The sequence below is a fragment of the Halovibrio salipaludis genome (assembly GCF_002286965.1).
Lineage (GTDB): Bacteria > Pseudomonadota > Gammaproteobacteria > Pseudomonadales > Oleiphilaceae > Halospina > Halospina salipaludis.
Genome location: NZ_NSKD01000002.1, coordinates 144471 through 158822, shown reverse-complemented (window position 1 = coordinate 158822; position 14352 = coordinate 144471). Strand labels below are relative to the sequence as shown.

The window sequence follows — 14352 nt, the reverse complement described above, 5'->3', positions numbered from 1 at the left end:
ATGTCCAAGCGGCAACCATGCGTTCAGCCGCCCGCAAGCGCCCGATCGAGGTCCTCGATCAGGTCCTCGACCGATTCCAGGCCAACGGACAGCCGTACCAGGTTTTCCGTGATGCCCCCCTGCTCCTTGTCCTCATCGGACAGGCGTCCGTGGGTGGTGGTCGCCGGATGGGTAACCGTGCTCTTGGCATCCCCCAGGTTGGCCGTGATCGAGAACAGGTTGAGGCGGTCGATCAGCTGCCACGCCTGCTCACGGCCACCGTTGACCCGGAAGGACACCACGCCGCTGCCGCCGCTCTGCTGGTGGCGTGCCAGCCCGTTCTGCGGGTGATCCGGCAGGCCGGCATAGAGAACAGTCTCGATGCCCGGCTGTTCACGCAGCCACTGGGCCACTTTCAGGGCATTGTCGGAATGGGCCTTCATCCGCAGCGACAGGGTTTCCAGCCCCTTGAGGAACACCCAGGCATTGAACGGGCTCATGGTCGGGCCGGCCGACCGGATCACACCGTGGACCTCTTCCATCAGCTGATTGCTTCCGACCACGGCACCACCAACGCAACGGCCCTGACCATCCAGGTACTTGGTGGCGGAATGGATGACAATATCCGCCCCATGGCGGAACGGCTGCTGCAGAACGGGCGTGCACAGGCAGTTGTCCACCACCAGCAGCGCCTCGTTGCTGTGCGCCAGGGTTGCCAGGGCCTCCATGTCGGCAATTTCCCCCAACGGATTGGAGGGGGTCTCGAGAAAGAGCATCCGGGTCTCGGGCCGGATCGCCGCTTCCCACTCCGCCTGGCTGGTCAGGTCAACAAAGGTGGTCTCGATACCAAAACGGGCCATGTACTTCTGCAGCAGAACCGTGGTGGTGCCGAAGACGCCACGGGAGCACACAATGTGATCCCCCTGCTGGAGCAGGCCCATAAAGGTCGCGAGTATCGCGGACATACCCGAGGCGGTGGCTACCCCGCGCTCACCGCCTTCCATCGCGGCAATCCGATCCTCGAAGGTCGCAACCGTCGGGTTGGTGAACCGTGAATAGATGTTGCCCGGCTCATCCCCCGCGAAACGTGCCGCCGCCTGGGCCGCGCTGTTGTAGACAAAGCTGGAGGTCGGATACAGGGCCTCGCTGTGCTCAAGTTCCGGCGTCCGCCGCTGCCCCGCCCTCACGGCCCGGGTTTCGACCCTTGTACCGGTCAGATCGGCATGCGGCACCTGCTTGCTGGAATCACTCATGGGTCTACTCGTCGTTATGGATATCGATAACGTCGCTGTCCGCCGTCAGTTCCTTGTTGCGTTCGTTCTTCTTCGCTTCCGAACGCTCTTCTTCCAGGCGCGTCAGGTATTCCTCGGTCACATCCCCGGTGGGGTAATGGCCGTTGAACACCGAGCAGTCAAACTCGCTGATCGCCTCGTTGCCTTCCCGGGCACACGCCACCAGATCGTCCAGGTCCTGATAGATGAGCCAGTCCGCGCCGATCAGCTCCTCGACCTCTTTCTCGGTCCGGCCATGCGCGATCAGCTCCCTGGCGGCCGGCATATCGATGCCGTACACATTGGGGTAGCGAACCGGCGGCGCCGCGGAGGCGAAATAGACTTTCCTTGCCCCGGCATCCCGTACCATCTGTACGATTTCCTGGCATGTGGTGCCGCGTACGATCGAATCATCCACCAGCAGCACGTTCTTGCCCTGGAATTCCAGCTCGATGGGGTTGAGCTTCTGGCGTACCGAGCGCTTGCGCATGGTCTGCCCGGGCATGATGAAGGTGCGCCCAATGTAGCGGTTCTTGATCAGCCCCTCCCGGAACTTGACCCCCAGGTCGTAGGCCAGCGGCAATGCCGAGGTCCGGCTGGTGTCCGGGATGGGGATCACCACATCAATGTCATGGTCGGGCATCTCGCGCTTGATCTTGCCGGCAAGGGCCTCGCCCATGCGCAGCCGGGACTTGTAGACGGAGATGTTGTCGATGATGGAGTCAGGGCGCGCGAAATACACATGCTCGAAAATGCAGGGGTTGAGCTTGGGGGATTCCGCGCACTGCTGGGTGTAGAGACTGCCATCCGTCTCGATGTAGACCGCTTCGCCCGGAGCGATGTCCCGGATCAGCTCAAAACCCTGGGAGGCCAGCGCCACGCTTTCAGAGGCGATCATGTATTCCCTGCCTTCGGGCGTCTCGCGCACGCCGAAACAGGCCGGCCGGATGCCATTGGGGTCACGGAATCCAACAATCCCGTAGCCGGTAATCATGGCAATGGCGGCATAGGCGCCCCTCGACCGCCGGTGAACGGTGCGCACCGCGTCAAACACGTCCTCACTGGTCGGATTCAGCTTGCCCTTTTTCTGGAGCTCATGGGCAAAGACGTTGAGCAGAACCTCGGAGTCCGAGTTGGTGTTGATATGCCGCAGGTCGGAGCGGAATACGTCGTTTGCCAGCTCCTCGGTATTGGTCAGGTTGCCGTTGTGCGCCAGGGTTATGCCATAGGGACTGTTGACGTAGAACGGCTGCGCCTCGGCGGAGCTGGAGGTTCCCGCCGTGGGATAGCGCACATGGCCGATGCCCACATTGCCCACCAGCCGGCGCATATGCCGTGTCCGGAAGACATCCTTGACCAGGCCGTTGTCCTTGCGCAGGAAAAAGCGCTCATTCTCGAAGGTCACGATACCGGCGGCATCCTGGCCCCGGTGCTGAAGTACAGTCAGTGCATCATAGAGCGACTGGTTGACGTTGGTCGTGCCAACGATGCCAACGATTCCACACATCGGATTGGGTTACTCCGCGGTTGCTGGGGATTGGGATCGGTCTTCCTGCATTTCGATAAGGCGCTTGGCGCCTTCCTGCATGGCCTCTCCGGAGGCGGCACTGGTAGCTTCCGCATCCGGCAGAAGCGCATCGATCTCGTCACCAAGCACATCCCGCGTCCAGGCCTCGACCTTTGCGAGTTCCTGGACGGTGGCCGACTCGCGCCACCAGGTGTCACCAGTGACCGGTGTCATCCGCAGCAGCGCCAGCGCAACCAGCACCACCACCAGACCGCGCGCCAGCCCGAAGAACATGCCCAGGGTTCTGTCGGTGGCACTGAGACCGGTTGCTTCCACCAGACGGCCCAGTGCGTTGTTAACCACAGCACCGACGACCAGTGTGCCCACGAACAGTATGCCGAAAGCCGCGATGAGACGAACCGTGGGATTGCCGACGGTATCCGCCAGCAGCATCTGCATGTTGGGGTGAAAGGTGCGGGCGATCACAAAGGCGCCCACCCAGATCACAAGCGACATGGCTTCCCTGACGAAGCCCCGTTTCAGGCTGATCAGGGTTGAAATGGCGACAATGGCAATAATGACCCAGTCAATCCAGATCAGCGCATCCATCCGGAGGCCCCAGTGCTTTCAGGAAGCGGGCATTCTAGCAGGAATCGGGAAGCCGCCAAACCGGCGTTACTCTTCTCCTTCAACCACCATTGCTTCCAGATTGAACTCGCTCTCGAGCTGCTCCATTGCGGACACTGCTTTCTGTTCATCCACAAAGGGCCCCGCGAATACGCGCGTAAAGGTGCCTTTGTCGTTTTCCACCGTTTCGCTGTGCGCGTCCATCCCCTGATCCCGTACGCTATCACGCAGTTTCAGGGCATTGTCGCGGCTGCTGAAGCTGCCGAGGCGTACCAGCCATGCCCCTCTGAGCGCTCCGCTCTCTTCCTGCTCAACCTCGGGAGTGGGCTCAGCCTCGGAAACAGGGTCGGGCTCCGGCTCATCCCTGGTTGCCGTTATCTTCTCATCACGCGCCCCGTCACGCTCGACCTCGCCTTCATCGGCTGTCGGGATCTCAGGCGCCTCTTCGGATTCCGGCATTTCCGGTTCCCGGGGCTGCTCAACCTCAACCGGTTCCATTTCAGGTTCCGGCGGAACCTCCAGAGTCTGTTCCCGGCGAGCCTGATGCGGTTCGTCGAAAAGCATCGGCAGGAAGATCACAGCCAGACTGACAATGATCAGTGCCCCGATAATCCGCTGTTTGAATCCGTCCAAATCCCTGCGCCTCGGTTGTCTTTGGTTCTGCGCGAGTGTAACCGCTTTGATGAGCCCGGGGCCAGTTACGACCCCAGCAAGGCCAGTGCTTCCGAGACCGTCAGGAAGGATCCGAACACCAGAACGCATCCCTCCTTTCCGGCCGCCTCCCGGGCCGAAGCCAGGGCTTCCCGGACCGACTGGAATGTCCGGATCCGGTCATCCGGTATGACTCCGGAAACCCGGTCACTGACCTGCTCCGCGGTCAGCCCGCGCGGTCCCGGAAGCGGGGCCAGGTGCCAACCGTCAATCACGTCGGCAAGGGTACCCGAAACGCCCTCAATGTCCTTGTCGCCCATTGCGCCATAGACGGCCTGCACCGGTTTCTCCGGAATATCGCTCAGGCGCTGGGCCAGCCAGCGTGCCGCCTGGGGATTGTGCCCGACGTCCAGGATCACCGGCGGCGCACCTTCCAGCCTCTGGAATCGCCCGGGCGGTGCGGGAGCTTCGCGGAGGGTTGCCAACAAGCCGGAATCCGCCTCGAATCCGAGAATGCCATAGGCCTCCAGAGCCGTCTGCTGGGAGGCCGCGAGCCCTCCCTCGCCATCCTCGCCACCGAAATCCCGACCGCGTATGCGCAGCGGGATCCCCTGGGCGGCCGCCTGATCCGTCACGGAGGAAGGCGGATCCGGATCACCGAACAGCGCTGGCCGCCCCGCCCGCAGGATACCGGCTTTTTCATAGCCGATCTGTTCCCGGTCATTACCCAGCCACTGGGTATGATCCAGGTCCACGCCCGTAATGATGGACAGTACGGGGTCCGCCACATTCACCGCGTCCAGGCGTCCGCCCAGGCCCACCTCCAGGAGCGGATACGCCACTCCCGCCTCCCGGAAGAGCCAGAACGCCGCCAGGGTCGTGAACTCGAAATAGGTCAGTGGCACATTGCGGCGCGCCCGCTCCACGGCCGCCATGGCCCTGCAGATGGCCTCATCCGTGGCTTCCTCACCGTCGATGCGGATGCGCTCGTTAAAGCGACGGATATGGGGTGAAGTGTAAGCGCCGGTGCTGTCTCCCCCGGCGCGGAGCAGGGATTCCAGGGCTGCAAGGGTGCTGCCCTTGCCATTGGTGCCCCCGATGATCACCACCTGACCGGGCAGGCCTTCCGGCATGAGACGCCGGTAGACGATCATTACCCGGTCAAGGCCAAGCTCCATCTCGCTGGCATGCAATGATTCGAGGTACGCCAGCCAGTCATCCAGGCTGGCATCACTCCGCGGCATTGGCGTCCCCGCTGCCCTCCTCTTCGGGCAGCTGCTCAGCAAGCGGCTCGTGTTCATCCTCCGGCGGCTGCTCGCGACGCTGCAGCTTGGCCAGAACATGGGCGATGCGATCACGCATATCGTGCCGGGAAACGATCATGTCGATCGCCCCGTGCTCGATCAGGAACTCACTGCGCTGGAAGCCTTCGGGGAGCTTCTCCCGAACCGTCTGTTCAATCACCCGCGGCCCCGCAAAGCCCACCAGGGCATAGGGTTCGGCGATGTTGAGATCCCCCAGCATCCCGAGGCTCGCGGAAACGCCGCCAAAGACCGGGTCGGTCAGTACCGAGATGAAGGGGATACCCTTCTCGCGCATGCGCTGCAGCGCTGCCGCGGTCTTGGCCATCTGCATCAGGGACAGGATCGCCTCCTGCATGCGCGCCCCACCACTGGCCGCGAAGCACACCAGGGGCACGTTCTCCTCAATACAGAAGTTCACCGCGCGGACGAATTTCTCGCCCACCACCTGCCCCATGGAGCCACCCAGAAACTGGAATTCGAAGGCTACAGCCACCACCGGCACGTCCTGAACGGTGCCAGCCATGGCTACCAGGGCATCCTTTTCGCCAGTACTCTTCTGAGCCTGGCTCAGACGATCCTTGTAGCGCTTGGTGTCCTTGAACTTGAGGCGATCCACCGGTTCAAGATCCGCCGCGAGCTCCCGGCTGTCCGTGCCGTCAAAAAAGATCTCGAGACGGCGACGGGCATTGATCCGGATGTGGTGCTCGCACTTCGGGCAGACGTTAAGGTTGCGATCCAGTTCCGGGCGGTACAGAAACCCGTTGCACTTGGGGCACTTCTTCCAGAGCCCTTCGGGAACCGTGGAACGCTGTTGTGCGTCCGAACGGATCATCCCGGGCATGATCTTATCGAGCCAGCTGCTCATGAACTGTCCTCCGGCTCAGGGTGTATCAAGGCTGTCCCGCAGGGGCTTCACCAGGGATTTCAACGCCTGGTGCAGTGAATCACCGCCCTCGGGATGCCGGCCAATGCAGTCAACAATAACACTACCCACGATAATAGCATCCGAAACCCGTCCTATGGCGCCCGCTGTTTCCGCATCCCGGATTCCGAAACCGACGCCCACTGGCAGCTCCGTGAGTTCCCGGATGTGGGCAACCCGTTCCTCCACTGCCCCGGCATCAATACTGGCTGAGCCGGTTACGCCCTTGAGCGAGACGTAATAGACGTAGCCGCTGCTGTGTTCCCCCATGCGCCGGATGCGTTCATCCGAAGTAGTGGGCGAGATCAGGAAGATCAGATCCAGACCCTGGGCACGGAACCACGGCACAACCTCCCCTGCCTCTTCGGGCGGCAGGTCCACCATCAGGACACCATCCACACCGGCCTGTGCGGCGCTTTCCGCAAACGCCTCGTAACCCATGGCTTCCACCGGATTCAGGTAGCCCATGAGCACCACGGGGGTTTCCGTATCCGTCTCGCGGAACCGGCGCACGACCTCCAGCACATCACGGCTGGTACAGCCGTTTGCCAGGGCCCGTTCACAGGCCCGCTGGATGACCGGGCCGTCCGCCATGGGATCGGAGAACGGCACCCCGAGTTCGATGAGATCCGCACCGGATGCCACCAGGCTGTGCATGATGCGGAGGGTTTCACCGGTATTCGGATCCCCGGCAGTGATATAGGGAATCAAGCCCTTGCGGCCCTGCTCGCCCAGGGCCGTGAGTCTCTGTTCGATTCGGCTCATGGGTCAGCGCCCCTCCACTTCGATGTTGTCCATGCGGGCGACGGTATCCATATCCTTGTCGCCACGACCCGAAAGGTTGATGACAATGGACTGGTCCGGGCGCATCTGGGGCGCCAGCTTGATGGCCCAGGCAATGGCATGAGCGGTTTCGAGCGCGGGCATGATGCCCTCCACCGCCGTCAATCGCCGGAACCCATCCATCGCTTCGTCATCCGTCACCGATACATAGTTCACACGCCCGATGTCCTTGAGCCAGGAGTGCTCAGGCCCCACGCCGGGATAGTCCAGACCGGCGGATACCGAATGGGTACCGGAAATCTGGCCGAATTCATCTTCCATCAGGTAGGTGCGGTTGCCATGCAGCACCCCGGGCCTGCCAGCACTCAGCGGCGCCGCATGCTGACCGGATTCGATGCCGTACCCGCCGGCTTCGACCCCGTACATGGCCACCGACTCGTCGCCCAGGAAGGGATGGAAGAGACCGATCGCATTCGAGCCGCCACCGACACAGGCCACCAGCGCGTCCGGCAGTGCCCCGTTCTTTTCCAGGCATTGCTGCCGGGTTTCACGGCCGATCACTGACTGGAAATCACGCACCATCATCGGATAGGGATGCGGGCCCGCCACCGTGCCGATGATGTAGAAGGTGTCATCGACATTGGTGACCCAGTCCCGGAGCGCCTCGTTCATGGCATCCTTGAGAGTCCTCGTGCCGCCTTCGACGGCTTCAACCTCGGCCCCGAGAAGCTTCATGCGGTAGACGTTGACAGCCTGCCGGCGCACATCCTCGGCGCCCATGTAGATCTTGCATTTGAGACCAAGCCTTGCGGCCACTGTTGCCGTGGCAACACCGTGCTGACCCGCGCCCGTTTCCGCGATCACGCGCGGCTTCCCCAGGAACTTCGCCAGCAGTGCCTGCCCAATGGTGTTATTCACCTTGTGCGCACCGGTATGACAGAGGTCCTCGCGCTTGAGCCATATGGAAGCGCCGCCCAGCTCACTGCTCAGTCGATCCGCGTGGTACAGGGGGGTGGGTCTTCCCACATAATCCGCCAGATCACTGTTGAACCGGGCGAGGAAATCGGGGTCCTCACGCAGCCGCCGGTATTCACTTTCCAGATGTTCCAGTGAGTCGATCAGGGTCTCGGAGACAAAGCGGCCCCCGTAGGCGCCGAAATGGCCCCGCGCGTCCGGACTATCCTTGATCTGTTGTTCAGTCAGTTTCATGGGTCAGGGTAACCTCCCGGACGAATTCATTGATGCGCTGGGAACTCTTGATACCCGGCGCCGACTCGACACCGCCGCTGACATCCACAGCCCAGGGGCGGACACGGCGCACCGCCTCACCCACATTATCCGGCGTCAGACCACCGGCCAGAATCAGGGGCAGTTTCCGTGTCTCCGGCAGCCAGTCCCAGTTGAAGGTTTTGCCGGTACCGCCGTAGCGGTCCTCACTGTAAGCGTCGGCAAGCAGGCCGAACGCTCTATCATAGGTACTCTCGGCTGCGGCAACCACCCGGGAATCCCGAACCCTGACCGCACGTATCCATGGGTGCCCGAAACCCGAGCAGAATTCGGCTGATTCATCCCCGTGGAACTGCAGCAGATCCAGCGGCACTTTTGACAGCGCCTCCCGGACCAGCGACTCAGAGGCATTCACAAAAAGCCCCACTGTGGTCACGAACGGGGGCAGTGCCGCGCGGATCCGTTGAGCCTGTTCCAAGGTGACATGACGCGGGCTTTCAGGGTGGAAGACCAACCCAATGGCATCCACGCCGGCCTGCGCCGCTGCTACGGCGTCCTCTTCGCGGGTGATGCCGCAGATCTTGATCCGGGTGCGTGGCAAGACCACCTCCTGCGCCAAAACGCACAGGATAGCGCCCGCGGCCCCACAGACCAAGTCTCAGAGGTTCCCGGAAAGCCACCAGGGGCCCAGCCTGGGCCGGGGCACCCCGCACTGCTCCGGATAGCCGACATCGACCAGGTAGAGCCCCTGGGGCGGGGCAGTGATACCGGCCAAGCGGCGATCCCGCTGATACAGCAGCTCGGCGACCCAGTCCGGGGAGCGTTCACCGTGACCCACGGCCATCAGGGTCCCGGCGATATTGCGCACCATGTGATGGAGAAAGGCATTGGCCGTAATATCCAGCACCAGAAAGGGCCCTTCCCGGTAAACCGCGGCCGCCTCAATGCAGCGCCAGGGGCTGTTGGCCTGACAGCCGGCGGCGCGGAAGGCGGAAAAATCCTGTTCACCGGGAAGGTGCTGTGCCGCCTGATGCATGGCATCCGCGTCGAGTCGCGTATGGGTCCACGCCACACGCCCGCGCAGCAGTGCCGGAGGTGTTGGCGTGTCCAGCATCACGTACCGGTAACGGCGGGAGTGGGCAGTAAAGCGTGCACTGAAATCCGATGCCACATTGCCGGCCCAGTGAACGCGGATGTCGGCCGGCAGAGCACTGTTGATGCCCAGAACCCACGAGCGGATGGCGCGCGAGGCCCCCGTATCAAAGTGCACAAGCTGGTAGCAGGCGTGAACGCCTGAATCCGTACGCCCGGCACAGACTGGCTCTACAGGTTCATTCGCCACCCTGGAGACAGCGGCCGCCAGAGTGCCCCCGATGGTCCGGATACTGCTTTTCTGATCCTGCCAACCATGGAAGCCACCACCATCGTATTCGACAACCAGGCCAATACGCCCGGGGCCAGCCGCGATCGCCGTCGTCAGCTCAACGGGGTCCTGCAGCACGGCAGATCAGAGTTCGCTGAGAAGCCGCTGGGCTTCCTGCTGCTGTTCCTCACTGCCTTCACGGGCAACCTCTTCCAGGATGTCCCGTGCGCCGTCCGCATCCCCCATCTCCACATAGGCCCGGGCCAGATCCAGCTTGGTGCCGGCTTCATCCGTGCCCTCGAGGAAGTCGAACTCATCATCACTGTCACTGTCTTCCGATCCAGTGGACGTGTCACCTGACTCCATATCGCCCGTCTCTTCCTGGTGTCCCTGGGATGCCTGTGATTCCTCACCCTCAAGAGCAGCCAGCTCCTCGTCGGAGAGCGCGCTCTCGGCACCGAGGTCCTCCATCTCCGAGTCCATCAGACTCTCTTCGAGCTGATCGGCGGGAGCTTCCTCCTCGCCGCCGGAAGACTCGCTGGTTTCCCCGGGCGCTTCGGGTTCTTCGCCAACGCCCTCCTGAGCCACCTCTTCAGCAAGCTCAAGATCCTCATCCGAAACATCCAGGCTCAGGTCATCCAGTTCGTCATCACTTTCCTGTGTGGCAGTCTCTCCCGCCGGGCCGGCTGGCTCTGTCTCCCCGGACTCTCCAGCCTCGGCTTCTTCACCTTCGGTCACCCGATCAAGTTCCGCATCCAGCTCTTCCAGGAAGGAATCATCAAAATCCGTTCCGGAAGGTGCCTCGGAAGCGGTTTCCGCCGGCTCTTCCCCGGTGTCCAGATCAAGATCCAGATCATCCAGGCTCAGCTCCGTATCCGCATCGCTCGCCTGTTCAGTGGCGTCACCGGTTTCAGGCGCGGGTTGCTCGGCTGCCTCAGCCTCCGTATCCAGTTCCGGCACGGACTCTTCTTCCGGTTCGCCCGGCTCCTCCAGCTCCAGATCATCCATGGAGAACCCGAGATCGGCCACATCCTCTTCCGACTCTGGGGCATCCCCGGTTTCCCCGGCCTCTCCGCTGGCGCCTGCCGTTCCCGATTCAGCCGGGGTTTCCTCCTCGCCAAGATCGAAGTCGAGACTGAATTCCTCGGACTGCAGTTCCTCATCCTCGCCCTTTTCAGCGTGGCTGGTGCCGGTGCTTTCCGGGGCGCAGGATTCGTCCAGCAGATCGTCAACATCCTCAAGGGCACTGAAGTCAAAGCCCTCGTCCTCAAGCGACTCGTCATCCGCAGGGGATGGCCCGCCAGCCTCCGTATCAGGGCCAGTACCAGTCTTCAGCTGTTCGGTCAGATCCTCGATGCTGAGATCCTCGTCAGCGGCATCCAAACGGCTGCGCAGGGCATCAGCCTGCTCGATGGCCTCGTCGTCATTGAAGGCACTGAGTTCGCGATACTGCTTTTCGAAATTCTCTGACTCACCGGCGTCGGCGTAGACCCCGAGCAGTTTCAGCCGCAGATCCACGCGACTGGGCTCGGAAGAAATAGCCTGCTCAAGATGCCGGGCAGCCTGGCCGTGACGACCATAGGCCAGGTAAACATCCGCCTCGGCCAGCGCATCCTCGCTGCCTTCGCTGCGTGGTGCCGCCTCTTCACCGGGTGCCTCAGCACCCGCTTCATCGCCAGCTGCATCCAGATCCAGTGTTTCCTCAGCCTCAACCGGTTCGTCCGGGGTCTCGGAAACATCCTTCAGCTGGTCGTAGAAAGCCTGTTCCCGCGCGGCATTGCGCCGTGCCAGGCCCCAGAGAAGCCCCAGCAACGCGATGCCCAGTACCCCCGCACCGATCTGATAACGGGGATCATTGATCACACGCTGAACAACATCGCCGGCACTCGTGGGAGCACCCTGGCTCTGTGTCTGTTCCGGATCAGGCTGTGTCGCGGTGTCGCCATCATCCGGCTCACCGCCAGAGCCCGCCGCTGCAGCCGGATCAGACTCATCGTCATCAGCGCCCGCTTCCCCGGAACCTGACTCAGCGGTGTCCGATTCAGCGATGGACTCCTCGGCGGATTCCTCTGAAGCGACCGCATCCTTCCTGGAATCCCCTTCCGTGGTCTCCCCACCAGAGGCCTGACCGCTTCCGGTGCCAGTCGCACCATCCGCTGCGGTTTGATCATCGTCGGTACCGCCAGCGTCTTCCGATTCCGTATCACCGGACGCCTCACTCTCCCGCGCTTCGGCAAGCCGTTGCTCCATCTCTGCAAGCTGGTCGTCCTTGAGTTCAATCAACTGGCTCATGGTGTCCAGCTGTTCCTCAAGATCCTTAAGGCGATCGGACAGCTCTTCGCGATCCCGTTCCGCCCGCTCGAGCTCCTCCAGGGCAGCGGCAAGGCGTTCATCTCCCTCACCGTCGCCCATGCCGGCCATGGTGCCGTCGCCGGAACTGTTCTCACCGTCCGCTACCAGGATCCGCAGCTCATCACCACTCTCACCGGATGATGGTTGCTGCCCTGCGGCGCCAGCCTGCTGGGATTGATCCGTTCCGCCAGTCTGCCCGGCTTCAGGGGCGGAGGCGGTTTCCCCCTGACCCTGGCTGGCCTGCTGGTGCCGCCTGTTCTGCGCCGTTACCTGTTGGATCGCCTCCTGCCTGGAGCGGGAACGCATGGCCTCTTCGGAGGGGATGCGCAGGACGCGTCCGCGGCGCAGCTGGTTGATGTTGTTGTTGCTGAAGGCATTCGGGTTGGCTTCCTGGATCGCCAGCATCACCTGATGACGGCTCAGGTCGCTGGAGGGGCTGACCTCGCCGGCGATACCCCAGAGGGTGTCATTGGCACCAGTGGGTCCGTATTCATCAGGGGAGTCGCCCGCAGCCGCAGCTGCACTTTCCGGCTGACTGCGCTCACTCCGGGAATCCGGAGCGGCCTGTTCACGTGTCCGGGTATCCCCGCTACCGGTTTCCGCACTCGGGCCAATCGCTTCCTGGCCGGGATCACGGGAAGGCGGGTCCACCAGGAAGGAATATTCACGCAACAGCCGCCCATTCGGCCAGGTAAGCTCCACGAGAAAGTTCAGGAATGGCTCCCGGATGGGGTCCTCAGAGGTAACGTTAATCCGGAACCCGCCATCGGATTCGATCACGTCAAAATCCAGATCATGGAGAACATCCATGCGACGAAGCCCGGCCCGCTCAAATGCGGACTCCGGTGCCAGCGATACCCGGATCTGGTCTGCGGACAGATCGCCCGGCTCACTCAGCTCGATCTCGGCCCGCAGCGGTTCATTCAGGTTCGTCAGTATTCGACCCTCGCCCATGCCGAGCGCCTGAGCCAGACCTGATCCAAGCCCACCCGCCAGGGCGAGCGCCACCGCCAGTTTGCGTACTTTCATGCCGTTTCCTTTCCCCGTTCTCGTCAGGCAGCCGTCCACGGATTCCGCGCAGATTACGGAAATAGACCTGTAATTATGAAGTTAAGCGGAAGTATTGTTGATAACTGCGAATTACGCAATAAATCGCCGGGCACTGGAGGCGCCCGGCTGGCGGGAATGCGCCCCGGTTCACGCCAGACCGGGACGCTGCATTCAGGAATCAGCCATCACGCTCAAGCAGGATGGCCAGCATACGCCGCAGCGGTTCAGCCGCCCCCCACAGCAGCTGGTCGCCCACGGTGAAGGCGTTGAGATACTCCCCGCCCATGGCCAGCTTGCGCAGCCGACCGACCGGAACCGTCAGGCTGCCGGTGGCATAAGCCGGGCTCAGCTTTTCCATACTGGCCTGCTGCTCATTGGGTACCACCTCGCACCACTCACTGTGCTCCCGGAGCATGGCTTCGATATCCGCGAGCGGAACGTCCCTGCGAAGCTTGATGGTCAGCGCCTGGCTGTGACTGCGCATGGCGCCCACGCGAACACAGGTGCCATCAATCGGGATCGGGTTATCAGTACGCCCGAGGATCTTGTTGCTCTCCGCGCCCGCTTTCCATTCCTCCTTACTCTGGCCGGAGGGCATGGGCTTGTCGAGCCAGGGAATCAGGCTGCCCGCCAGGGGCACACCGAAATTCTCCGTGGGGAACTCGGAACTGCGCATGGTCGAGGTCACCTGCCGGTCAATCTCCAGGATCGCCGAGGAAGGATCCGCCAGAAGATCGGATACGGCGCCGTTAAGCGCCCCCATCTGATCCAGCAGCTCCCGCATGTGCTTGGCGCCGGAGCCAGAGGCGGCCTGGTAGGTCATGGGGCTGATCCATTCCACCAGATCATGATCAAACAGGGCCCCAATGCCCATCAGCATGAGGCTGACCGTGCAGTTACCGCCGATGAAATCACGCTGCCCGGCATCCAGAGCCCGGTCAATCACGCCACGATTCACCGGGTCCAGAACAATCACCGATTCATCCTCCATCCGCAGGGCGGAGGCGGCGTCAATCCAGTAACCATTCCAGCCTGACTGGCGGAGGGGGCCATAGACCTCATTCGTATAGTCCCCACCCTGACAGGTGACGATGATGTCCATCGCCTTGAGTTCATCAATGTCCCGGGCATCCTTGAGCGGCGGCGCCTCCTTGCCGAAGTCCGGCGCGGGCTTGCCCGCCTGGGATGTGGTGAAGAACACCGGCTCGATTCCGGCGAAATTATTCTCTTCCTGCATCCGCTGCATGAGCACGGATCCGACCATGCCACGCCAGCCAACCAGACCTACTCGCTTCATTGTGCCGCCTCTGTTTTCA

Annotated in this window: 12 protein-coding genes; all 12 read right to left on the bottom strand. The window is 62.4% G+C overall.

Annotated elements, in window-relative coordinates; translation table 11 throughout:
• Window positions 1–23: 23 nt before the first annotated feature.
• The 12 genes from CK501_RS05485 to asd all read right to left on the bottom strand — a co-directional run bounded on the left by CK501_RS05485 (window position 24) and on the right by asd (window position 14333).
• Window positions 24–1232: an O-succinylhomoserine sulfhydrylase gene (locus CK501_RS05485; RefSeq protein WP_095616742.1), complete on the bottom strand. Its 1209-nt coding sequence runs from the start codon at window positions 1230–1232 to the stop codon at window positions 24–26.
• A 4-nt stretch (window positions 1233–1236) separates the two neighbouring features.
• Window positions 1237–2757, bottom strand: a complete 1521-nt coding sequence (purF, locus tag CK501_RS05480; protein ID WP_095616741.1) for an amidophosphoribosyltransferase — start codon at window positions 2755–2757, stop codon at window positions 1237–1239.
• Window positions 2758–2766: 9 nt separating this feature from the next.
• The gene (locus CK501_RS05475) at window positions 2767–3366 is read right to left on the bottom strand and encodes a CvpA family protein (protein ID WP_095616740.1); all 600 of its coding nucleotides are present in this window, start codon (window positions 3364–3366) and stop codon (window positions 2767–2769) included.
• 66 nt (window positions 3367–3432) lie between these two features.
• Window positions 3433–4017 (bottom strand): SPOR domain-containing protein, encoded by a 585-nt coding sequence (locus tag CK501_RS05470; protein WP_158223052.1) that lies wholly within the window; start codon window positions 4015–4017, stop codon window positions 3433–3435.
• A gap of 65 nt (window positions 4018–4082) precedes the next feature.
• Window positions 4083–5279, bottom strand: a complete 1197-nt coding sequence (locus CK501_RS05465; RefSeq protein ID WP_095616739.1) for a bifunctional folylpolyglutamate synthase/dihydrofolate synthase — start codon at window positions 5277–5279, stop codon at window positions 4083–4085.
• Window positions 5266–6204: an acetyl-CoA carboxylase, carboxyltransferase subunit beta gene (accD, locus tag CK501_RS05460; protein ID WP_095616738.1), complete on the bottom strand. Its 939-nt coding sequence runs from the start codon at window positions 6202–6204 to the stop codon at window positions 5266–5268. The genes CK501_RS05465 and accD overlap by 14 nt, the downstream gene beginning before the upstream one ends.
• A gap of 15 nt (window positions 6205–6219) precedes the next feature.
• The gene (trpA, locus tag CK501_RS05455; protein WP_095616737.1) at window positions 6220–7026 is read right to left on the bottom strand and encodes a tryptophan synthase subunit alpha; all 807 of its coding nucleotides are present in this window, start codon (window positions 7024–7026) and stop codon (window positions 6220–6222) included.
• A 3-nt stretch (window positions 7027–7029) separates the two neighbouring features.
• On the bottom strand, window positions 7030–8253 hold the full coding sequence (trpB, locus tag CK501_RS05450) for a tryptophan synthase subunit beta (RefSeq protein ID WP_095616736.1): 1224 nt from the start codon (window positions 8251–8253) through the stop codon (window positions 7030–7032).
• A complete protein-coding gene (locus CK501_RS05445; protein WP_095616735.1) occupies window positions 8240–8872 on the bottom strand; it encodes a phosphoribosylanthranilate isomerase in 633 nt (210 codons plus the stop codon). Before CK501_RS05445 ends, trpB begins: the two co-directional genes overlap by 14 nt.
• A 57-nt stretch (window positions 8873–8929) precedes the next feature.
• Window positions 8930–9772, bottom strand: coding sequence for a tRNA pseudouridine(38-40) synthase TruA (gene truA, locus CK501_RS05440; RefSeq protein WP_095616734.1), 843 nt, complete (start codon window positions 9770–9772; stop codon window positions 8930–8932).
• Between the two features lie 6 nt (window positions 9773–9778).
• Window positions 9779–13015 (bottom strand): FimV/HubP family polar landmark protein, encoded by a 3237-nt coding sequence (locus CK501_RS05435; protein WP_095616733.1) that lies wholly within the window; start codon window positions 13013–13015, stop codon window positions 9779–9781.
• A 199-nt stretch (window positions 13016–13214) separates the two neighbouring features.
• The gene (asd, locus tag CK501_RS05430; RefSeq protein ID WP_095616732.1) at window positions 13215–14333 is read right to left on the bottom strand and encodes an aspartate-semialdehyde dehydrogenase; all 1119 of its coding nucleotides are present in this window, start codon (window positions 14331–14333) and stop codon (window positions 13215–13217) included.
• Between the last annotated feature and the right edge of the window lie 19 nt (window positions 14334–14352).

Coding starts and splice junctions, on each gene's coding strand:
- CK501_RS05485 (WP_095616742.1), bottom strand. CDS start 1,232: ATGAGTGATTCCAGCAAGCAGGTGCCGCATGCCGATCTGACCGGTACA.
- CK501_RS05475 (WP_095616740.1), bottom strand. CDS start 3,366: ATGGATGCGCTGATCTGGATTGACTGGGTCATTATTGCCATTGTCGCC.
- CK501_RS05465 (WP_095616739.1), bottom strand. CDS start 5,279: ATGCCGCGGAGTGATGCCAGCCTGGATGACTGGCTGGCGTACCTCGAA.
- accD (WP_095616738.1), bottom strand. CDS start 6,204: ATGAGCAGCTGGCTCGATAAGATCATGCCCGGGATGATCCGTTCGGAC.
- trpA (WP_095616737.1), bottom strand. CDS start 7,026: ATGAGCCGAATCGAACAGAGACTCACGGCCCTGGGCGAGCAGGGCCGC.
- trpB (WP_095616736.1), bottom strand. CDS start 8,253: ATGAAACTGACTGAACAACAGATCAAGGATAGTCCGGACGCGCGGGGC.
- CK501_RS05435 (WP_095616733.1), bottom strand. CDS start 13,015: ATGAAAGTACGCAAACTGGCGGTGGCGCTCGCCCTGGCGGGTGGGCTT.
- asd (WP_095616732.1), bottom strand. CDS start 14,333: ATGAAGCGAGTAGGTCTGGTTGGCTGGCGTGGCATGGTCGGATCCGTG.
- purF (WP_095616741.1), bottom strand. CDS start 2,757: ATGTGTGGAATCGTTGGCATCGTTGGCACGACCAACGTCAACCAGTCG.